This is a genomic window from Spiroplasma endosymbiont of Dactylopius coccus (assembly GCF_977110965.1).
The window spans coordinates 1441022-1463933 of sequence record NZ_OZ373019.1 but is presented as its reverse complement, the minus strand read 5'-3'; the positions used below and the strand labels follow the sequence as shown (position 1 = coordinate 1463933).

General features: G+C 24.2%; 22 protein-coding genes, 2 tRNA genes, 1 pseudogene and 1 riboswitch. Of the genes and pseudogenes, 20 read left to right on the top strand and 5 right to left on the bottom strand.

The features are described 5' to 3' along the window. Positions 1-247: 247 nt before the first annotated feature. The 3 genes from ACXUB0_RS09165 to ACXUB0_RS09155 all read right to left on the bottom strand — a co-directional run bounded on the left by ACXUB0_RS09165 (position 248) and on the right by ACXUB0_RS09155 (position 1970). Positions 248-451, bottom strand: coding sequence for a hypothetical protein (locus ACXUB0_RS09165; protein WP_458257735.1), 204 nt, complete (start codon positions 449-451; stop codon positions 248-250). A gap of 60 nt (positions 452-511) precedes the next feature. Beyond that, entirely contained in the window at positions 512-787 is a 276-nt protein-coding gene (locus tag ACXUB0_RS09160; RefSeq protein WP_458258463.1) for a hypothetical protein, read from the bottom strand. A 229-nt stretch (positions 788-1016) separates the two neighbouring features. Next, complete coding sequence (locus tag ACXUB0_RS09155) at positions 1017-1970, bottom strand: rolling circle replication-associated protein (protein ID WP_458258462.1); 954 nt, start codon at positions 1968-1970, stop codon at positions 1017-1019. A 321-nt stretch (positions 1971-2291) separates the two neighbouring features. Between ACXUB0_RS09155 and ACXUB0_RS09150 the strand changes: the two genes are divergently transcribed. The 16 genes from ACXUB0_RS09150 to ACXUB0_RS09075 all read left to right on the top strand — a co-directional run bounded on the left by ACXUB0_RS09150 (position 2292) and on the right by ACXUB0_RS09075 (position 17941). Then, on the top strand, positions 2292-3119 hold the full coding sequence (locus ACXUB0_RS09150; RefSeq protein ID WP_338958059.1) for a purine-nucleoside phosphorylase: 828 nt from the start codon (positions 2292-2294) through the stop codon (positions 3117-3119). Further along, positions 3094-4032, top strand: a complete 939-nt coding sequence (gene tsaD / locus ACXUB0_RS09145; protein ID WP_458258461.1) for a tRNA (adenosine(37)-N6)-threonylcarbamoyltransferase complex transferase subunit TsaD — start codon at positions 3094-3096, stop codon at positions 4030-4032. Before ACXUB0_RS09150 ends, tsaD begins: the two co-directional genes overlap by 26 nt. Positions 4033-4042: 10 nt before the next feature. After that, positions 4043-4636 (top strand): dephospho-CoA kinase, encoded by a 594-nt coding sequence (gene coaE / locus ACXUB0_RS09140; protein WP_252319908.1) that lies wholly within the window; start codon positions 4043-4045, stop codon positions 4634-4636. 190 nt (positions 4637-4826) lie between these two features. Beyond that, positions 4827-4992, top strand: a riboswitch (cobalamin riboswitch). Positions 4993-5161: 169 nt separating this feature from the next. Beyond that, positions 5162-6181 carry a class 1b ribonucleoside-diphosphate reductase subunit beta gene (nrdF, locus tag ACXUB0_RS09135; RefSeq protein ID WP_252319910.1) on the top strand — a complete coding sequence of 340 codons (1020 nt, stop codon included), beginning with the start codon at positions 5162-5164 and terminating at the stop codon, positions 6179-6181. A gap of 17 nt (positions 6182-6198) precedes the next feature. Beyond that, entirely contained in the window at positions 6199-8805 is a 2607-nt protein-coding gene (gene nrdE / locus ACXUB0_RS09130; protein WP_458258460.1) for a class 1b ribonucleoside-diphosphate reductase subunit alpha, read from the top strand. 190 nt (positions 8806-8995) lie between these two features. Further along, positions 8996-9086: transfer RNA gene (locus ACXUB0_RS09125), tRNA-Ser, on the top strand. A gap of 100 nt (positions 9087-9186) precedes the next feature. After that, positions 9187-10710 carry a cardiolipin synthase gene (gene cls / locus ACXUB0_RS09120; protein WP_458258459.1) on the top strand — a complete coding sequence of 508 codons (1524 nt, stop codon included), beginning with the start codon at positions 9187-9189 and terminating at the stop codon, positions 10708-10710. Between the two features lie 50 nt (positions 10711-10760). Next, positions 10761-11462: an acetyltransferase gene (locus tag ACXUB0_RS09115; protein ID WP_458258458.1), complete on the top strand. Its 702-nt coding sequence runs from the start codon at positions 10761-10763 to the stop codon at positions 11460-11462. A 14-nt stretch (positions 11463-11476) separates the two neighbouring features. Further along, positions 11477-13261 (top strand): hypothetical protein, encoded by a 1785-nt coding sequence (locus tag ACXUB0_RS09110; RefSeq protein ID WP_458258457.1) that lies wholly within the window; start codon positions 11477-11479, stop codon positions 13259-13261. A 6-nt stretch (positions 13262-13267) separates the two neighbouring features. Beyond that, positions 13268-14719 carry a proline--tRNA ligase gene (proS, locus tag ACXUB0_RS09105; RefSeq protein ID WP_458258456.1) on the top strand — a complete coding sequence of 484 codons (1452 nt, stop codon included), beginning with the start codon at positions 13268-13270 and terminating at the stop codon, positions 14717-14719. A gap of 66 nt (positions 14720-14785) precedes the next feature. Beyond that, on the top strand, positions 14786-15151 hold the full coding sequence (locus ACXUB0_RS09100; protein WP_458258455.1) for an MG284/MPN403 family protein: 366 nt from the start codon (positions 14786-14788) through the stop codon (positions 15149-15151). 9 nt (positions 15152-15160) lie between these two features. Next, positions 15161-16438: a hypothetical protein gene (locus tag ACXUB0_RS09095; RefSeq protein WP_458258454.1), complete on the top strand. Its 1278-nt coding sequence runs from the start codon at positions 15161-15163 to the stop codon at positions 16436-16438. Positions 16439-16591: 153 nt separating this feature from the next. Continuing rightward, positions 16592-17002, top strand: coding sequence for a hypothetical protein (locus ACXUB0_RS09090; protein ID WP_458258453.1), 411 nt, complete (start codon positions 16592-16594; stop codon positions 17000-17002). Positions 17003-17062: 60 nt separating this feature from the next. Beyond that, on the top strand, positions 17063-17320 hold the full coding sequence (locus ACXUB0_RS09085; RefSeq protein ID WP_252319928.1) for an acyl carrier protein: 258 nt from the start codon (positions 17063-17065) through the stop codon (positions 17318-17320). A gap of 25 nt (positions 17321-17345) precedes the next feature. Beyond that, positions 17346-17807 carry a Fur family transcriptional regulator gene (locus tag ACXUB0_RS09080; protein ID WP_252319930.1) on the top strand — a complete coding sequence of 154 codons (462 nt, stop codon included), beginning with the start codon at positions 17346-17348 and terminating at the stop codon, positions 17805-17807. 59 nt (positions 17808-17866) lie between these two features. Then, positions 17867-17941: transfer RNA gene (locus ACXUB0_RS09075), tRNA-Trp, on the top strand. A gap of 50 nt (positions 17942-17991) precedes the next feature. Here the strand turns inward: ACXUB0_RS09075 and ACXUB0_RS09070 are convergent. Together ACXUB0_RS09070 and ACXUB0_RS09065 are read right to left on the bottom strand one after the other, a co-directional pair. Further along, positions 17992-18873 (bottom strand): DegV family protein, encoded by an 882-nt coding sequence (locus ACXUB0_RS09070; protein WP_458258452.1) that lies wholly within the window; start codon positions 18871-18873, stop codon positions 17992-17994. A 153-nt stretch (positions 18874-19026) separates the two neighbouring features. Continuing rightward, positions 19027-19812 (bottom strand): annotated as a pseudogene (locus tag ACXUB0_RS09065) (transposase); the annotation flags it as partial. Positions 19813-20381: 569 nt separating this feature from the next. Here ACXUB0_RS09065 and ACXUB0_RS09060 point away from each other — a divergent pair. The 4 genes from ACXUB0_RS09060 to secG all read left to right on the top strand — a co-directional run bounded on the left by ACXUB0_RS09060 (position 20382) and on the right by secG (position 22807). Continuing rightward, on the top strand, positions 20382-20672 hold the full coding sequence (locus ACXUB0_RS09060) for a hypothetical protein (protein ID WP_458258451.1): 291 nt from the start codon (positions 20382-20384) through the stop codon (positions 20670-20672). A 41-nt stretch (positions 20673-20713) separates the two neighbouring features. After that, positions 20714-22180 (top strand): hypothetical protein, encoded by a 1467-nt coding sequence (locus ACXUB0_RS09055; protein ID WP_458258450.1) that lies wholly within the window; start codon positions 20714-20716, stop codon positions 22178-22180. A gap of 23 nt (positions 22181-22203) precedes the next feature. Beyond that, entirely contained in the window at positions 22204-22374 is a 171-nt protein-coding gene (locus ACXUB0_RS09050; protein WP_286642093.1) for a hypothetical protein, read from the top strand. A 169-nt stretch (positions 22375-22543) separates the two neighbouring features. Next, positions 22544-22807, top strand: a complete 264-nt coding sequence (gene secG, locus ACXUB0_RS09045; RefSeq protein ID WP_458258449.1) for a preprotein translocase subunit SecG — start codon at positions 22544-22546, stop codon at positions 22805-22807. Positions 22808-22912: the final 105 nt, after the last annotated feature.

Below are 22912 nucleotides of genomic sequence, written 5' to 3'. Positions count from 1 at the left end.
TAACATATAGTCATATTTAAACTGTTTCCTTTTTTCCATAAATAAAACTCCTTACTTTATATACTAATAAGGAGCATATTTATACTAATTAGAGTAAGGGGCAAAAATACACTAAAAAGTATATATATGCCCCTTATTTAGTTTTTATTTTTTTCTTTTATTTTCTTTTCTTATTCGTTCCATTTCATTAGCAACTCTGTAACACATTTCACAACCATATACTCTTTCATAAGTTCAATCACTACACTTATGTCTCATAATTTAACTTACTTTCTTGTTGTCTCATTGCTTTATTTAAAGCAATATCTAATATACAATTTGGACAATAATAATTTTTAGTATATAAGTTTTGTAAAACTCTTTTGGGACAAATAACTTGGTCACAAAGTTTACACATATAAATTGCTAAATGAAATGCTTGTTCACATGAACAATTATCATTTTTAGCCATAATTTAAAATTAACTCCTAACATATTAATAATTATTTAAAATTACCCTTTTAATAAATAACTATTTTCAATTAGAAAGTCTTTTAATATTACCGCTTAAATCAAGTTCAAGTGAATAAAAATTACCAACTTTTAAATCAACAGTAGATAAACAATTATTAAAATCACTAGCAAATTCTGGATTATATCATTTATCACGTGTTTGACCAGCTGGTACACTCGTTTGTTTGTTTATTTCTACAAATTTCAAAACATCAAACTTCAATGTTTGACCTTTATTATTTTTATCGGGAATAATACGCCCTTTTTCAATATTAACTAATTGAACTTTAAACATAAAAAAACTTAACCTCCAGTGAAACGACTAATAAAGTCAGATTAAGATGTGGGTAAACCATCTTATATATAAATATATAGATATTTATATATATTTCAAGTAAAAACAAAAAAAATGTCAAAACAAAATAAAGTCTTCACTGGTGACTCTAAATTATTTTGACATTAAACATTATATATATATATATATATATATACAAGTAAAATTATAGAAAAAATAACTTTTTTTTCTAATGTAAAACTTTTTTCTTAAAATCTATTTTTTCAACTTTATTACCAAAAATTTTCTCTGTCCAAATTAAAACATCTTTATCTCTTTGAATTAAATAACCAATTTCACTGGTTCGTAAATAATGTTTATACGATAAAGCACTTAAATATACATAACGTTCGTAATCTTCATACTCTTTAAAATAATCATTTACAACAGTACTTTCAATAATACCACCAATCATAACAGTATCACCGTTACTATCTCTTTGAGTTTTAAAATAAAATACATTTGTTGCATTAAAACTTGCTTTAATGATATCTCCAATTGTCATTTTTTTAATTCCACGAACTACAATAGGATTTTTACAATTACGACTAAAAGAATATGCTTTTATGCCTATATCTGTTTGATTTATAGATTTAACATCATCTAATGATTTTGTAACATACTTACCTAAATATTTAATAACAAACTCATTTGTACCTTTACGAACAACTCTTAAATCAATGCCCTTAGCATTACCAGCATGTGGTCATCAATCACGTATCATATTATAAGGTATTTTTCTATTAAAAATTATATGAAAATGTACTGCTCCACGGTCTTGATATTCATAAACATACATATATTTTAATTCCCCCATATATTCAGCACGCTTAGGGTCATTTCATCATTTCTTTAATTTAAGAAAAAATAAACGAATATCTTTTTTTGATTGTTTAACATCTTGCATATTTTCAGCATAAGTTAAAGTAACAAAACTCAAAATATTACTATTATAAAAATTATGCAATGCTTTTTGAATTAAATTATTTTTAGTACGAACAGTATTATTTCTTAATTTTTGTTTATTACCAATATAACATTTACCTTTTTTATTTCCAATATTATTTAAAAAAGAAATAGGTAAAACTACATTTTTAACATAACAAGCATAAAAAATCTTTTTAACATAAAAATCTTGTTGCATATATAAAACTCCAGTGAACACTACTTTTTAAGTAGCAAATTTTATATTTTAATAACAAACAAATCTTATCATAAAAAATTATAAAAGCAAACATAAACAAAAACGATACTTAACCAAGTTTTAATAAATTATACTAAAAAACTAAAAAAGGTGTTGATTAAACTTTTTTTAGAATATTTTTTATTTTCTTTAATTAGTATGAAAAGTTATAAAATTAAATTTAATTTTTAAAATAAAAAACTAGTCATTAAAAATATTAATGTTGTTACTAAATTAACAATATATTATAATAACTATTATTATTTAAAAAAAGGAGAATATATGGAAAATAAAGAAAAAATTCCAACAGCGCATATTAAAGCTGCTCGTGATCAAATTGCAAAAGTAGTAATTATGCCAGGTGATCCATTACGTGCTCAATTCATTGCTTCTAATTTTTTACAAGATTGAAAACAAGTAAATAATGTTCGTAATATGTTAATGTTTACTGGAAAATATAAAGGATATAATATTACTATTGCTGCTAGTGGTATGGGTATGCCTTCAATTGGTATATATTCATATGAGTTATTTAAATTTTATGATGTTGACTGTATTATTCGTGTTGGTAGCGCTGGTTCATATCAAAAAGATGTTAAAGTTTATGATATTATTAATACTACTAAAGTATATAGTGAATCTACTTTCGCTAAATATGCTGCTAATATTGATGAAAATCAAATTGAATCTGTTGGTAATATTAGCAAAATTATTAATAAAGTGGCACAAAAAATTGATAATGAATTTGATCAGCAAAAAAATGAAAATTCTTCGTATATAGTAAGTGAAAAAATAAATTTAAGATCGGGTTTAATTCATTCAAGTGATGTATTTTATCGTATTAATGATAATGATTATAAAACTAATCCTTTAATTAGTAAATGCTTAGCAGTAGAAATGGAATCTTTTGCCTTATTTGCTAATGCAAAACATTTAGAAAAAAATGCGGCTTGTTTATTAACAATTTCTGATTCTTTTATTACCGGTGAATCAATTTCAGCAGCATTACGCGAAACTAGTTTTAAAAAAATGATGATTTTAGCTTTAGAATCAGCAGTTGCTTATTATAAAGAAGAGGATATTGATGATAATCTTAGCGATAGAAACTAGTTGTGATGAAACTAGTGTTGCTGTTATTAAAGATAAAAAGGTTTTAAGTAATATTATTGCTTCACAAATTAAGCTTCATCAACAATATGGTGGTGTTGTTCCAGAATTAGCAGCACGAGCTCATAGTGAAAATATTGCTACTGTCTTACAAACAGCAATTGAAAAATCTAACATTTCAATTATGGATATTGATTTTGTTGCTTATACTAATACTCCTGGTCTGGCTAGTTGTTTACACGTAGGTAAAATTATAGCAGAAACTATTGCTGCTTATTTAGAAAAGCCATTGCTTCCATGTAATCATTTGTATGGACATTTGTATGCTTCTTTAATTAATAATGAATGAGAATTTCCAGTACTTGGTTTATTAGTTAGTGGTGGTCATACACAGTTGATGTTGGCAAATGAACATTTAAATTTCACTATACTTGGTCAAACATTAGATGATGCTGTTGGTGAATGTTATGATAAAGTTGCAAGAATGTTAGATTTAAAATATCCGGGTGGTCCTGAAATTGAACGAAGTGCTAAATTGGGAAAGCCAACTTATAAATTACCATTACCTAAAAATGATAATAGTTTAGATTTTAGTTTTAGTGGTTTAAAATCAGCATGTGCTAATTTGATAAATAAAGAAAAAGGTAAGTTACAATTTAATAATTTTGCAGCTTCTTTTCAAACAACAGTTATTCAAGTATTGATTAATAAAATTGAATTAGCATTAAAAAAACATAATCCAAAAACTTTAGTTTTAGCAGGAGGAGTTAGTGCTAATCAGCAATTAAGATTAGCAGTATTAGATTTAAAAATTAAATATGCAAATTTAAAAATAATTGTTCCAAAATTAGAATACTGTACTGATAATGCAGCAATGATTGGTATTCTTGCAAGTTATCAAATTGAACATAAGTAAGGGTGAACTCATGATTATTGGTATTATTGGTGAAGCGGGAGTAGGTAAGACAACTGCTACAAATTTTTTTCAAAATAAAGGTGCGTATGTTATTTTTGTTGATAAAGTTGTTAAACATATTTATACACTAAAAGAAACAAAAAAAGCATTAATTAATGAATTTGGTGATACTTTTATTAATAATGATAAAACAATTAATAAAATAAAATTACGGTATGAAGCATTTCAGCACCCTCATATTTTACGTAAATTAGAAAATATTATTTGACCAAAAATGATAAAAATTGTCGAAGAAGATATTATTCGTAATAAAATACACCAAAAATTAATTGTTATTGATTGTGCAGTATTATTTAATGCAAATTTAAATTTATTAGTTGATAAAATTCTTTTAATTGAGGCTGAAGAAGATAAAAAAATCCAACGAATAAAAGAACGTGATAATGTTAATGATTTACAAGTTATTTCATTATTAAATCAACAAAAAAAATATTTAATTTTAAATAAAGATATTGATTTTATTGTTAAAAATAACGGTACTATTAATGATTTTATTAAACAATTACAAAAAGTTGAAAAAAAGTTATTAACAAATAAAGTATAAAGATTAATGTTTTTTACTTTAAAAAACAACAGTAAATAATATATTAAATTATTTTTGTATATTAAAATGAAAATTTTCATAATAAAAAAATTAAGAATAATTTTAAAATAGTTGAGGTTAAAAAAATACATAGTAATGTATTTATAAATTACCAAAATTGTTTTTCTTGTAGTAGAATATTTATACAACTAAATAACAAGGAACTTTAGATGTTCGGAAAAAAGATGAGAATTCTTTGCTGCCCCAGCAACTGTGATGTTGATGAACGTTACAAAACCATTGAAGATAAAACTTTGAGAAGGGTAACAAGTAAAATGAAACTAAGCCAGTAGACCGGTCTAATTTTTTAAGTGATATTATATTCCTGGGTGTGAATTAATGATTATTTTTAATAATTACTTTTATTTTTTAATATTTGTAATTTTAATAAAGTAATTTTTAATAATGACAACATCCTTTATATAATCCTTTATATAATATAGGGGATGTTTTTAGTTGTGTAATTAAGTAGAGGGGTAATAATAAATGGCAAAAGATAACAAATATTTTCAACAATCACAGTCACCATTAGAATATATTATGAAAAATTTTAATGGAAAAATGCGGTCTGTAAATTGAAATGTAATCAATGATGAAAAAGATTTAGAGGTTTGAAACCGTATTACTCAAAATTTTTGGTTACCAGAAAAAATTCCTGTTTCTAATGACTTAACTTCTTGAAAAACATTAAATCCAAAATGACAAGAGTTAATAACAAGAACATTTACAGGTTTAACTTTATTAGATACAATTCAGGCAACAGTTGGTGATATCGCACAAATACCTAATTCTTTAACTGATCATGAACAAGTTATTTACACAAATTTTGCTTTTATGGTAGCAGTTCATGCTCGATCATACGGAACAATTTTTTCAACTTTATGTTCTAGTGAGCAGATTGAATCTGCTCATGAATGAGTGATTAATAATGAAAGTTTACAAGCCAGAGCACGTGCACTAATTCCTTATTATACAAGTGATGATCCTTTAAAATCCAAAGTAGCTGCCGCTTTAATGCCAGGTTTTTTATTATATGGTGGTTTTTATTTACCATTTTATTTATCTGCTCGTAGTAAATTACCTAATACTTCAGATATTATTAGATTAATTTTACGTGATAAAGTTATTCATAATTATTATAGTGGCTATAAATATCAAAGAAAAGTTGAAAAGTTACCAAAAGAAAAACAAGAAGAAATGAAAAAATTTGTATTTGATTTATTGTTTAAATTAATTGATTTAGAAAAGCAATATTTAACAGAATTATATCAAGAATTTAATTTAGCTGAAGATGCTATTAAGTTTAGTTTATATAATGCTGGTAAGTTTTTACAAAATTTAGGATATGATTCACCTTTTAGTGAAGAACAAACAAGAATTAAGCCAGAAATTTTTAATCAATTATCAGCTCGAGCTGATGAAAATCACGATTTCTTTTCAGGTAATGGTTCATCTTATGTAATGGGCATTACTGTAGAAACGCAAGATGAAGATTGAGAATTTTAATTTTAAAGGAGAAAAAAATGCATAATGATGTTGTAAAAGTTTCAAACCAAAAAATATTAAAGCCAGAAGGAAAAATTCATGTTGTTTATTTTTCTTCTTTGTCAAATAATACTCATCGTTTTATTCAAAAATTAGAGGTTTTAAATTCAAGAATTCCTCATGATCTACAAGAGGAAATTTTAGTTGATAAAGATTATGTGTTAATAACACCAACATATAGTGGGGGTGGTGATATTAAAGAAGGGGCGGTTCCTAAACAGGTAATTAAATTTTTAAATAATAAGCAAAATCGTAATTTTTGTCGTGGTGTTATTGCGTCGGGGAATACTAATTTTGGTGATACTTTTGCAATTGCCGGGCCAATTCTTTCAAAAAAATTAAATGTCCCACTATTATTTCAATTTGAATTATTAGGAACTAATAATGATGTATCAACAATAAAAAATATATTAGTAGATTTTTGAGATAAAGATAAAAAAAATACCAATGAAATAAATACTTTATCTGGAACTTTAGAAAGTGATGAATATGTTACTTTAAATGCTAGAGCAAAAACTACTAATAATGCACAATTTGATTTGCAAGCAGCACAATCTTATATGAAAAATCATATTAAACCAAATTTATTGCTTTTTAAAACCGTTAAAGAAAGAATAGAATATTTAGTAAAAAATCAATATTATGATGAAACAATAATTAATAAATATTCAATTACGGAAATTGAACGATTAACAAATGAAGCATACAGTTTTAATTATCAGTTTACGAGTTTTATGGGTATTTTAAAATTTTATAATTCTTATGCTTTAAAAAGTTTTAATGGTAAACAATATTTAGAAAATTATGAAGATAGAGTTGTTATGAATAGTTTATTTTTCGCTGATGGTAATATTGAACATGCTAGTAAAATTTTAAGACAAATTATGTCTGGTAGATTTCAACCAGCTACTCCCACATTTTTAAATGCAGGAAAAAAACAAAGAGGTGAATACACTTCATGTTATCTTTTACGAATTGAAGATAACATGGAATCAATTGCTCGCGCTATTACTACTTCATTACAGTTATCAAAACGTGGCGGTGGAGTTGCTTTGTGTTTAACAAATTTAAGAGAATTTGGAGCTCCAATTAAAAATATTAAAAATCAAGCAACAGGCGTTATCCCAGTTATGAAAATTCTTGAAGATTCATTTTCATATGCTAATCAACTAGGTCAAAGACAAGGTGCTGGGGCAGTTTATTTAAATGTTCATCATCCAGATATTATGTTATTTTTAGATTCAAAGCGTGAAAATGCAGATGAAAAAATTCGTATTAAATCAATGTCTTTAGGAGTAGTTATTCCTGATATTACTTTTGAATTAGCAAAAAACAATGAACAGATGGCACTTTTTAGTCCTTATGATATTGCAAAAGTTTATGGTAAAGCAATGACAGATATTTCTATTACTAAAGAGTATTATAATATGTTAAAAAACCCTGATATTAGTAAAAATTTTATTAGTGCTCGCAAATTATTTCAAATGATTGCTGAATTACATTTTGAAAGTGGATATCCTTATTTATTATTTGATGATACAGTAAATAAAAATAATGCTCATCCCGGTAGAATTGTTATGAGTAATTTGTGCAGTGAAATTATTCAAGTAAGTACAGCTAGTGAATTTAATAGTGATTTAAGTTTTAAAGAAATTGGTGAAGATATTAGTTGTAATTTAGGAAGTATTAATATTGCAAAAGTAATGGAAAGTGGAAGTGAATTTGGTGAGGTTATTTTTCAAGCAATTCATTCATTAGACCACGTATCAAGAAGTAGTGATTTTTCTAGTGCTCCGTCAGTTGCATATGGAAATAAAAAAAATCATGCTTTGGGTTTAGGCGCTATGAATTTACATGGATTTTTAGCAACAAATCATATTTTTTATGATTCAAAAGAAGCAATTGATTTTACTAATATTTTCTTTTATGTTATGGCTTATCATGCTTTTAGTGCTTCAAATAAATTAGCATTAAAATTTGGAAGTTTTGGTGGATTTAAAAATTCAAAATTTGCTGATGGTTCATATTTTGATAAATATATAAAATGTCAGTCAGATAAATGAACTCCTGAAACAAAAAAAATACAAGAATTATTTACAAAATATAACATTATGATTCCAACTCAGAAGCAATGGAAAGAATTAGTAATAAAAATTAAAGAAACGGGATTGGCTAATTCACATTTAATGGCAGTAGCACCCACTGGTTCAATTAGTTATTTATCTTCGTGTACACCAAGTCTACAACCGGTAGTCGCTCCTGTTGAGGTACGAAAAGAAGGAAAATTAGGTCGTGTTTATGTTCCTGCTTATAAGATTGATGATAATAATTTATCATATTACACTGAAGGTGGGTATGAATTAGGTCCTAATCCAATTATTGATATTGTAGCAGCTGCACAACAGCACGTTGATCAAGCAATTTCTTTAACTTTATTTATTACTGATAAAGCGACAACTCGTGATTTAAATAAAGCTTATATTAGAGCCTTTAAAAAAGGTTGTTCATCAATTTATTATGTTCGTATTCGTCAAGAGGTTTTAGAGGATAGTGAAAATTATCAATGCAATGTTTGTGTTGTATAAATTAAATAGTAGTTTCAAGTAAAAAAATAAATTTGTAACAAATTTAGTAATATATTATTTATTTAATTTAAAAAATAGTGAAATTTTATTTTGGAATATAGGATTTTTTAAAAAAAATTAAAAAATACATAGTAAATTTTAAAATTAAAGTTATAATAATAATTGTAAAAAAAATAATTATTATAACTTTGGAGTGGTACTCAAGAGGCTGAAGAGGACTGATTGCTAATCAGTTAGGACGGGAAACTGTCGCGAGAGTTCGAATCTCTCCCATTCCGCCATTATTTAAAAAGCATTAATTGCTTTTTTTACTTTTAAATAATAAATTTATTAATAATTAGATATAATTTAATAAAGAACTCTTTATATTAAGGAGAAATCATGCGTAAACGAGTAAACTTACTTTTATCATTAATCTTATATATTGCTTTGATTGCAACAATAGTTTTTGTTATATTTAATTATATTAAATATTTATGAATTATTTTGATGATAATTATTACTTTAACTATTTTAACTGGTATTATTATTTTCATTACCAATCGTATGCAAGATGCAAAACTATCATGAATTATGGTTATCTTATGTTTGCCAATCATCGGTATTTTTTTATATTGAACTTTTGGTCGTCCTTATCGTTATCGACGAAAACAAAAAGCTTATTTAAAAACAAATAGTTATTTTTATACCCAAGAAGATTGAACTTTTGCTAATTCAATTTTAGAATCAAAAAAAATAACTTTGAGTGAAGATACTTTATCTTTATTTAACTATACAACAAGAATTTCTCATCGACCATTTTATAATAATACTGATGTTCAAATTTTAAATAATGGTCCTAATAAATTTGTTAAATTAATTGAAGATTTAAAACAAGCAAAAAGTTATATTTTTATTAATTATTTTATTCTTGGTGAAGGGGAGCTGTTAGAAGTAATTATTAATGTTTTAAAAGCAAGGATTGAAGCAGGAGTTAAAGTTTATATGATTTATGATGCTGTTGGTTCATATTTTAGTTTATCAAAATATAAAATATGAAAAATGAAAAAAATGGGAATTATTATTCATAAATTTTCACCAGTTAGATTACCATTTATGACAGGAAATTATAATTTTCGTAATCATCGTAAAGATATTATTATTGATGGGAATATTGGTTATGCTGGTGGAGTTAACTTAGCAGATAACTATATTTATCTTTCTGCAAAGTATGGCTTTTGAAGAGATACCCAAATTAGAATTGTTGGGGAAGCTGTTAAATCAATTGATTTAATATTTAGACAAGATTGGCATTTTATTACTGGTAATATTCTTGATATTAGTGCTGAAAAATCTGAAATAAAAATTAAAAATAATATTATTGTCCAAGTAATTGATGATGGACCTATTACTAAAGAAACAATTCAAAAAGATTTATTTATTAAATTTATTAGTAATGCTAAAAAGCGAGTTTGAATTAGTACTCCTTATTTAATTCCAACTAGCGATTTAATTACTGCATTGCGTAATAGTGCTTATTCTGGTGTTGATGTTAGATTATCATTACCCGGAATTACTGATAAATTTTTATCATTAGACATGTCAAGAACTTATTATGATTCATTGATTGAGTCAGGTGTTAAAATTTACGAATATAATAATGTTTTTAACCATTCTAAGTCTGGTATTTTTGATGATGATATTACTATTATTGGTTCAACTAATCTTGATTATCGTAGTCTTTATTCAGATCATCAAACTTTAGTAATTGTTTATGATAGTAAAACAAATAGTGATTTATCTGCTTCATTTGAAAAAGATTTTATTCATTCTAGTTTAATTATTAGTAATCCACTACTACATCGTAGTTTTGCCTATCGGGGTGTATTTTTATTATTGCTTAGAATTTTAGCACCATTATTTTAAAAAAATTTAGTATAATTAGGTAAATATTAATAATAAGGTGGTCATAATTTATGGGTTGAAGTCGACGAATTAAAAAAATTAAAGAATATTTTAGTGATGAAAATCAACCTAATTTGGATATTTCTAAATTATCAGAAGACAATGAAAAAAAAAATCCTTTTTTTAATAGGTTTAAAAAACAAAAAAAATCTAATAAATCTTCTACTTCAACGAATAATAAAAAACGTAATAATATTTTTTTAAATTTTAGAAGAAGATCAACTATTCAAATTATTAAACATTTAGAAAATAAAAATATTTTTAACTTATTTTTTTATACTGATGTTAGTAATATTACTTTAATATTAGAACAAGGAATTAAACCTTCTTCACAAATTAAATTATTGCCAAAGCAAGAATATATTGTTTGAACTTATTTAGAACATGCTACTTATTTAGAATTAGAGTTAGGTAATTCAACACGTCATTTTTTTTGAAAGTGATGTGCAGAGCAAAATGTTGATGTTAATAAAATAGCTATTATTTCTGTTGATATTCATAAACTATTTCAAAACACTACTAAAGATTGAGGTTTAAATGTTGATACTAATCGTGTTCAAATATACGAAACAATTCCTGTTGAAGCTATTGATTGAATTTTGGTTAAAGATCGCAAAATGTTTCGTTTAGCTAAATTATATATTGATAATCAAAGACTAAAGTTAAAACTTTTCCAAGGAAATAATGGTAATATTACTTTAGGCTCTGATTAAATGGAGGTAAAATTATGCATTGATCTGCAATTGTAATTATTGCTTTAATTCCTTTTATGACAATAATAATTATTTTATTTATACGTTTAAATCATCGTAATAATCAATATTATAATGTTATCCATGGTGATTTGTTAAGTTTAGTTCCATTGAAAATTGATTTAAAAAATGAAATCATTACTTTTTCTGAACGCTTAGAAGTTTTAAATCGTAAAAAACGAATTTCATTGTTTGTATTTAAATCAATGATGAATCGTAAAACTAAAGTAAAAATTGAAATTTTTATTCAAGATTTATTAGTGAATAAAGTTCCATTTGAGCCGTGTCATTTTTCGGTTTCCTTTCAATTAGGAAGTAAAGTTATTGTTTATGATTTATCAATTGATTATTTTGATAATAATAATAAAGTTTTGTATGGTCAAATGCAAAGTAATATTCGTTATAATCGTTTTGCTATTTCACAAGCAATTATTTTACAACAAAATGAGTTAACAGTGGTAAAGTCAGTTTTTGTACAAACTATTTTAGATAATTTTAGTCAAAAAAAATATAATAAAAAAATAAATAGTCAATTTGAATATATGATTTTAATAAAAATAAAGAATTATTTAGCATTAGAAAATATTTTAACTGTTAATAATATTGAACGAATGGAATTATTAATTTCATATTATAGTAAAATAACTTTAGGATTAGATAATACTATTATTTGTAAATATTATGATGGTCAGTTTTTAATTTATTCTAGAAATAAGAAAATAAATTTATATCGATTCCAAAAAAAAATAAATAGTTATATTAAACGTAATTTAGTAGAAAAAAGTAGTTATTTGCAGATTCAAAGTCAAATATTATGTGTTTATGCTTCAGTAAAAACTGATGCTTCAAATGTCTATATATTATATAATAAAATTATTGATAAGAATCAATTAGAAGTAGTACAAAGTAGAGACTTAATTGAAATCAAATTGAAGACAAATGATATTTTAAATTATCCCGATTATAATCATTATTCACTTCTACAATCAGAACAAATGGAAAAATTATTAAGTGTTAGTATTAGACCAGTATATAAAAGTGATAATTCAAATGAACCAAATTGTTACTATGCTTGATGAAATTTTGTTAAAAATTCTTATTATGTTTCGTTTATTGTTTTGATGCGTAATATTCAAGATTCAGGATTGTGATGAAAAGTAAATGAGCCTTTATTTATTCAAACATTTGAAAAATTTGCAAAATTAAAACAAGAAAAAAACCTTATTCTTCCTGTTAGTTTAATTGAGTTACAAGATAAAACTATTTTAACAAACTTAATTGCTCTTGTTAATAAGAGAAAAAATCTTTTTGAAAATTGTGATTTAATTTTTGATTTTCAAGATATTGGTGAAATTAATAGTTGGAATAAGTATGATTCAATTATTAAAACTATTCGTAGTAATAAAATAAAAATTTCTTTTACTCATGATTTACGTCATATTGATAATTTTAAATTAATTAATCATTTTAAACCTGATTATGTAGTTTTAACTTCTAATTTATTAGAACAAGTTACTTTTAGTTTTAGTAAATATATTGATGTTATTATTTGTTTGCATTATTTAAGAATTTTAGGTGTTAAAAATATTTTAGCTCGTGGTATTATTAACGTTCCTGAAATTATTGTTTTAAAAGGATTAAAGGTTGACTATTTACTAGGAAAAGTATTAGAATCAGAACAAGCAAATAAAGTGCTAGATGCTTTAAATTACCCAAATTATTGGAAGTGACATAAAAGTCAATCAACGAAAGGTGAATAGATCATTATGAATAATGCAAAGAATAAAAATATTACAGCAAGAGAGATTGATTTTGCCAAATGATATACTGATGTTATTAAGCAAGCAGAACTTTGTGATTATGGTGCAGAAAATGGTTCAGCGGCCGGTACCATTATTTTTCGTCCTCGCGGATATGCAATTTGAGAAAATATTCAACATTTATTAAATCAAAGATTTAAAATTTTAAATATTGAAAATGTAATGCTACCACTTTTAATTAGTCAAAAAGCATTTCAAGTTGAAAAAGATCATATTGAGGGTTTTGCACCAGAATGTGCAACTGTAACTAAAGTTGGAAATAATCAATTATCAGTGGAACTAATTATTCGTCCTACTTCAGAAGTTTTATTTTGTCGTCATTTTTCAAAAATAATTAGTTCATATAAACAATTACCATTATTATATAATCAATGATGTAATGTTGTTAGATGAGAAAAAAATACAAAACCATTTTTAAGAACTAGTGAATTTTTATGACAAGAAGGACATACAATGCATAATAACGATGAAGAAGCAAAAAACTTTACATTAAAAATGATTAAGTTGTATGCTGATTTTATTGAAAAACAATTAGCAATTAAAGTTATTGTTGGTGCAAAAACAATTCACGAACGTTTTGCTGGAGCAAAAATGACATATACAATTGAAACTATGATGCAAGATGGACAAGCATTACAAGCCGGTACTAGTCATTATTTTGGTCAAGAGTTCACAAAGGTATTTAATATTAAATTTAGTAATAAAGACAATAAACAAGAATTAGGATATCAAACATCATGAGGTGTATCGACAAGATTAATTGGTGCTTTAATTATGGCGCATAGCGATGATCTGGGTTTAGTATTGCCATCTATAATTGCGCCACATCAGATTATGCTTTTAAATTTATCACCTAAAAGTGATAAAGTTAAAATAACTGTTGAAAGAATATTTAAAATTTTAAGTTCTCATTTCCGAGTATTAATAAATGAAGATAATAAAAGTTTTTCTTATAAGAAAAGTGAAAGTCAAATTAAAGGTATTCCAATTACTATTGCAATTGGTGAGCAAGAAATTGAAAATCAAGTAATTAAATTAATTTTACGTCATAATTTAGATACTATTGATGTTGAAATTAATAATGAAAAACTATTAGTAACAACTATTATTAATCAATTAAATAAATTAAATAAAGATTTATTTAATAATTCACAAAAAAAATTAAATACAAGTTTAAAAGAGTTAACAGATTTCAATGAATATCATAAATTAGTTAAAATTCATAAAGGTTTCTTTATTGTACCTTTTTGTGATCAAATAAAGTGTGAAGAAGAAATTAAAAGTTTAACTGGTACAACATCACGTTGTATTCCTTTAGAACCGTATAAAAAACCAAGTAATTGTTTTAAGTGTCAAACTCCTAATAGTGTCTGAACTTATTTTGCAAGATCATATTAAAATTAGTCAGTTAAATAGAAATAAAATAGAGGAAAGATAATTATTTGTTTTTAAATTATTATTGAGGTGATAATAACGAAAGAACAAATAAGTGCTGATAAGCAACTAATTGCTGCTATTTTTGTTAAATATGAACAAGCAAAATTAACATTAGCAAATAATAATTTTAAAGAAAATTATGTTTTGAAAGAGGATAGTGTTCACTATGCTAATAAGATAGCGATAAATAAAGATTTAAAAAATTGTGAAAAACATGTACAAATTGTTGATACAGTTTTAGCATTATTACCAAAAAATGAATATAGTTATATTGTTAGAACGTTCTTAGTTAAATCAAATAAAAATTGATGAAAAAAATATTATCATATCAAAGAATATGAAAAATTAGAAAAAACGGCTATTAAGCGTTTTTTATACTTATATTTAATTTAAGGATATAAAATGAATATTAATAGCATTGATTTATTGAATTCGCGTAGTTTTTTAGAACAAAAGATGAATTTAACGAGTGATGTAAAAAACAGCCCCATTTATGAAAAAGAATTATTTTTAATTCCAAGATTTACAGTGGTTGGCTTTCCAATCCAAACTTTGCAAAAAAGCAGTTATTATTATATTGAACTTCAAATTGTAGAAGCATATAGTTATGATTTTGATATTAACAAAGAACCAAGTGAAGGATTACTTGACGATGTAACGTTTCAATATGATTTGAATTATAGTAATATTAAGCAGGCAAGTGGACAACTTGTGATATCTAAATCAATTAAGTGAGTATTTCTTACTTCTTCATATTTAGAATTACTTGAAAATAATAAGCTTGGTCCATATGCTGATATTTCTTTTTTACATATGGTTATGAAAACTTATAAGATAATTTTACCAGCAATAGCAATTAAAAAAGATAATATAAATATTTTAAATTATAGTTTTAATTGTAAAAAACCTAGTAATTTAAAGCAAGTTCGTCATATTAATAATAAACATAATTATGGAACACTTAGTTTTTATTTTAATAGTAATCCACAGTATCAATTACAAATTAAACCAAAAATGTTTATTACAACAAATTTTAATTTGGAAATTAAAAATCCCATTATTTTAACGACAAATTTCTCTGATAAAGGATTTTATCATATTTTTTCTAAAAAGATCATGAAGAACATGATAGTTGGTGGAAAATCAAGATTAGATGAGGTTTTTAAGTTTTCTGGTAATAATATTAATACTGCAAATATAGTGCCAATAAGAATCAAACGTTATCTAGTATCACATTTTCCAAAAGTAAAAGATTATTATTATGATGATAAAGAAACAATATTACGTAAAATATTAATATTTAATAATAATTTTGATTTACAACAAAATACATCATTAAATATTAATGAAAATCTATCAAAATTTTATCAAAATAATAAAATACCAGCTTTTTTATTACGTAATAAAAAAAATATTGATGAATATTATTTAGAATTTTATAGTACTATTTATAATAGCATTGTAAATAAAATAGTATTGAATGATGAAATAGGAAAAAATCAATTTGATTTACCAAGATTTAAATGTTTTCACTTTAATATAAATATTCCATTTAATTTTCAAACCTTTTTTAAATATGATATTAATTTAAAATTTATTGAAGAAAGTAGTGAACCAATTATTGGTGGTCCATATCATTCTATAGTGAAAATTGAGTGACAACCACTAATTTTAGTTTAACTTACAATGAAATATTAAAATTTTATAGTAGTGATAACTTTAGTTTTATTGATTATAAGTATTTAATTCATAGTCAAATAAAGGTATAAAATGTTTATACGTAGGTTACAAATTAGCATTTTAATTATTACTATCACTATTACATTAAGTATTATGTTATTTTTTATTATCAAAAATTTTTCAACTAATAAAAATTTAAATGAAATGGTAAAAGAATATGATGTAGAATTAGAGACCGTAGATGATAAAAAAGAAAATTTAAATCCAGACATAGTTCTAGAAGCTATTGATATTAAAAAATTAAATGAAAGTATTACAATTATTTTAGATAAAAATAGTACTATCTTAGCAAATCAGTCACAGATTATATATAAAATACAATTTAATCAAGATTTATTTCAATACATATTTTTAAAGTTAATTATTAAAACATTTCCACAATGAAAAATTAATAATTTTATTTTTCATTTTAATATTTTAAATAATGCTGTATGAGTTGAATATAATACTAATTTAAAACTAGATTATTTAGAATGATATTTTAAAATAACAAATAAAATTTAATGCTCTATGTTATATTAAGTATAACTATTAATAAAAATGATTTAAATTAGGAGTGAATTTATGGATATTTTAAGTGAAATTCATCAAATTATTAAAAAAGATTATCCAGAAATTAAAGAAAAAATTACACCCAAAACTAAATTTAAAGATGTAAAAATTGACTCTCTTAAATTAGTAATGATTGTTATTAAAATAGAAGAAAAACATAATGTAAAAATTAATGATAATAAATTACTGGATTTACAAACAAAAACAGTTCAAGATTTAATAAATGAAATTGAAAGATTAGTAGCAATTGAAAAAAATAAAAAAAAGTAATATTATATTTTATCAGGAGATTAGTATGAATAAAAATTTTGAAAATATTATCCAAAAGTTGAAAGATAAAGACTATCGTTTAACTGATGTTCGTAAAGCAGTTATTAAAGTATTAACGCTTAAGCAACATGTTAGTATTAATGATATTATTAGTTTTTTAACAAAAGAAGGTAATGATAATATTAATATTATGAGTATTTATAATACTATTGATTTATTAATGACAGAACATATTATTCATGCTAATGTTTTTGAAGGAAAACAAATAATTTATGAACTATCAGAAAATACCGTTCATATTATTTGTAATTTTTGTAATAAAATTATTCATGCCTCTTTCGAAGATAAACAACAAATTTCACCATTACAAGAAGAAAAACTTGAAAAATTAGCAACTAAAAATAATTTTTATTTTTCACATTATAAGTTAGAAATTCATGGAATTTGTGATAAATGTGAATTAAAAATAAAAAAAATGAAATTTTAATTGAACTTAAAACTTCTTTCGCGTAAAATTGAACATGTACTATTTAAATTAAATATTTTAGGGGTGTAGTTCAATGGTAGAACATCGGCCTTCAGATCCGAGTGTTGTGGGTTCGAGTCCTGCCACCCCTGCCATTATTAAAAATCACTTTTAAATGTTTCTCATAAAAGTGAATTTTTTATTGTTATAATTTTGGTAACTTATCTTTATCTAAATTAAAAGCAACAAAACTGAAGGTTCCAATTCCTGTATGAGCACAAATTACGTTTGCTAAATTATTAGTTTTGACGTTTTTAATGCCATAATCTTTAACAAATTTTGTAACTTTTTCTATTTCTTTTGCCTCAGCAAAAGCATGAATAATGTAAAAGAGAGTAATGCTTTCTATTTTTTTACTTTTATTAATTTTTTTAAGAGTATTTTTAATAGCTTTATCTCATGTTCTTGTTTTATCAAATTTATCAATGGTTCCGTCAAAAGATAAAATTGGAGTTATTTTTAACATAGTAGCTAAGGCTGCTGCTGATTTTGAAATCCTACCACCACGAACTAAATAATTTAAATCATAAGGTAAAATAAATGCTATATAGTTATCTCTTATTAATTTTAGTGCTTCTATAATATCATTAACATTATTTTTTTCGTTAAGTGACATTTGATATGCTTTTTTAACTAATAGTCAGTTAATAACTGAAACACCATTACTATCAAAAACAAAAACTTTATCTTTAAAATTAGATTCTTTTGATAACATAGTAGCAGTGTTATATTGACCCGATAACCCCTTTGATAAAGGAATAAAAATAATCTTTTCAAATTTAGTTAAAGCATCTTCTCAAATTATACTCATTTGACCAAGTGGTGTTTGCGAAGTTTTGGCAGATTGTTTTTCATGAACTATTCTATTATAGAATTCTTCATCCTTTAGAATGTTAGGGTCATCAGTAATAGTTGTATCATCACTAAAAGTGATTAATAATGGACAAAATCCAATATTCATTTCTTTTAAATCTTTAATTGAAAATCCTGAAGAGGAATCAGCGACAATACCAATTTTTTTTTTCAATTTTCTCACCCTAACTATAATATTTTTTACTTATTTATTAAATTATAACATATATTTTTTACTTAAAAATGGACTTTCATCATTGAAAGATATATAAAATAGTTAATATGTTGTTTTTGGAATGGTTGATTCTTGCTTCTTAGAACCTGTTTAAAATCTTTTTAATAAAATTGAAATAAAGGAAAGAACAACCATTTGTAAGCTAGTATTTAATTTTCTTTCACAATTTTTTCATAATCTTCTGCATTTTTCTAATCATGCAAAACTTCGTTCTACAACTCATCTTTTTGGCAATAATACAAAAGAATGTAATTCATTACGTTTGATAACTTCAACATTTGCATTTATGATTGTTTTGATTTTAAAAGCAAATTTTTCACCAGTATAACCAACATCTACTAGTATTTTTTGAACTTTAGATAAATTTTCTTTTTCATTTTCAATCATTATTATAGCACTGTTACGATCTGTTTTTTCTGCTGTGGTTATGTAAATTGTATGTGGTAAACCTTGAGAATCAACAGCAATATGACGCTTTATTCCTGAAATTTTTTTACCAGCATCATAACCTTTATTTTTAGCAGTATCTGTGTTCTTAACACTTTGTGAATCAATTATACAAAAACTAGTTTGTTCTTTTCTACCATTATTGATACGAACTTTTCTAACTAATTTTTTTTAAAATTACTTGTCAAGTGCTAGGTTCTTTATCACTATTTTTACTTCAAATTTGAAAATAATAATATACAGTTTGTCATTTTGGAAAATTTTTTGGTAACATTCTTCATTGACATCCACTTTTAATACATATAAAACTGCACAAAATACTTCATATAAATCTAAATTTCTTGGTTTTGTTTTCTTTTTGCTATTTTCTAAAATTGATCTTATGTTCTCAAATTGTTCTTTAGTAACATGACTTGGATAATTTTTATGCATATATACCCCTTATCTTAAAATATATAGTCATTTTACGTTATTTTATAAAAGATTCCAAACAGGTTCTTAGATTTTTTATCAGAACATTAATTCTAAAAAACTTAATGTATTCTAAAAACAATTGTGTTATATAATTAACACTAATTTTGACATGAAAGGAGTTTATTAATAAGTTAAATATTTTTTCAAAATTAAAAATTATTAAAGACGGAAAAAATATTTTTCAATTAGATATCTAAGAAAATATATTAAATCAAAACTATCAGCATATTACTTTTTAAAAATCAAGAAAAATTTATATAAATAAGTCAAAAAAATAAAACTCATTAAGTAATAAAAATAAAAAAATCCAAATAAATGAATGACCACTTAAAAACTCAAATCAATATTGAAATATTGATGAAAATATTAATGATGTAAATCAATATGTTGTGTTTTTTTAATTATCAAAGAATATATTTTAGATTTCTAAAACCCCGATATTTTTATATCAAATCTGTTTTATTTCATAAATCATATAAAATGATTACATTATGAAAAATTTAAAGATTTAAAGAGAGGGTTATATTATGAAAAAGAAAATTATTAAAACAATCATTGCATCAATTGCATTAACTAGTGGTATTCCTGCTGAAAGTGGTACTTTAACTAAAATAGAAACTGAAACAGAAAATGAATTAGAAGAAAAAGATGAAAGACTAAATTCTACAAAAAAAAGAGTTAAAAGGCAAACTCCACCAAGTTTACAAAAAACAATGACAACAATTAATATTGGTCAAATTGAAGCGAATGATAAACAACATATTATTCAAAGATTAAGAGAAATTAATCATCCAATTTTATCTAGAGAAGATTTTTAGAAAATATTGAATTTGAAAACATTACAAATATTAATGCAACAGTGCATGCTGGTATTAACATTTACGATCAAAATCCCGCAAGAAATATTCCAAAAAATTTAAATTTTACTATTAACTTTACACCTCAAAGATTAACATTATCAAGTATTATTATTAGAACTGAGTTAGGAGAATTGTTAGATAATGCCCCATTAACAATAATAGAGAGACTAAATTTTTTAAATCCCGATTTTCATTTACGTTATCCTAGTTTTACAAATAGACATCCTATAGGCATAAATAATTTTCAAATTTTATCAGAAAATGTTTATGATTTTCAACAGAATAATCCTCATATTGTTTTTGATAGTGATTTAAATGTAACTTTTACTATTAATGAACAAAGCGTAAGATTATCAACTTTACTTAGAAATACTAATTTAGGACAAATTAGACGTAATGATCCGAGTACTATTATGGAAAGGTTATGAGAATTAAATCCTGATTTAGTTTTTCATTTCGACTTTGTGCCGGGTATAGATTTCTCTTCATTTTTAACTTCAACTACATTAATAATTCCGCTATCACATATGTTTCGTCCAAACAGTATAATATTTACAGAAAATTTGAATATTATTTATGATTGTAATTTTAGTGTTACTTTTACTACACTTGAAGATATATCAAATTATAAACCAAGTAATTTGCACACCACTACAACAACAACCCCTTCACCTTTAGCAGGCGGAAGCGCTGTTTTGCCATCAACATCTGAACAATCTTTTAACATTGGAACTAGTTCTAGAAATAGAAATCAACAAAGTAATCAAAGTACAGGCTCTAGAATAAATCAGAAACCAAAGTGTGATATTTTAAAAACACAAATTATTGATCAAAAATTATTAGATATTTATCACACCACATCTACAGAAAGTAAAAATAATGTAAGAAAAAAACTAACAGAAATTTATGGACAACATTTTACTGATGCTAGTTGAACACAATTTGAAAAAATTGTTGAATTGCATAAATATGGAATCGTTTTTATAACACCTAATAAAAATGAATATTTATTAAAAGGTCTAGCCACTACCACAACTATGAGTATTCCACCTGCATATAGAGTTGTTAAATGAATAAGTTCTCCACAAGCTACAACAGTAGTTGAAACAGAAGAAGCAGTGCCTTTATTAGAGGTTGGTGAAGAAGGTGCGATTGCTATTGGTGAAGGTGATGCATCTGTTATGATTGAAGGAGGGCCTATTGGATGAGTTGTGGGTGGAGTAATTATAGTTGGTGGAATAGCATATTTAGTGTATAATTGATCGCATGCTCATAATGCTGATATCAATTCCCATAATCAATATAATAAAATAGAAAAATATTACATACCTTTAGACAATAAAACTCCACAATATACAGAATCAAGTAAAATTAAATTAGGTATTAGTAATGATATGTGAATAAAATTAGCAGAAATTTATCAAGATAATAAAGATAACTATCAACTTTTTGAAAAAAAATTTTAAGTGAAATTACTAAATTTCCACAATTGATAGGAACCTTAGCAAATAGTTTAAGTGATAGTAATTTAAAAACTTTGGTTAAAGTTATGTATAATAATTTTTCAGAAATAAACATTTTTTATATGATGACCAATCAACATGGATGAAAGATTGTAACAAATGCTGTTGGAAATTACTTAGAAATTGAACCAGAATAAAGTTAATAAATTTTCCTATAAAAGAATTATAAAACATAACATATTAGGCTTATTTCATAATTAAAATTTTAATTTTGGAATAAGTCATAATAATAATTATGAAATTTTTTTATTTTTAGTAAAATTAAGTGTAAAATTAATAATATTATAAAGAAGTGGAAGTGACAAAATGAGTCAAAACATTATTTTTGCTTTTGAAATTATTGCCTTAATTATCGCTATATTATTAGTAATTTTAGGTTTATTACAAGGTAAAAAAAATCATAATGGACTTGGTGCTTTAAGTGGGGGTAATCAAGAATTATTTGCTAGTACTAAAGAACGTGGTTGAAGTAAGTTATTTTCTATTGCCACTTTAGTATTAGGTATATCGTTATTTACTATGGCAATAATAGTAAGAATTTTTATTAATACTATTGGAGTTATAAATTAATGATAATTATTTTATAAAAAGGCGCATTTTAGTGTGCCTTTTTATAAATTTTAAAAGATAGATTATAATTAATTATATAATTAGGATAAAGTTGGGATTGATTGA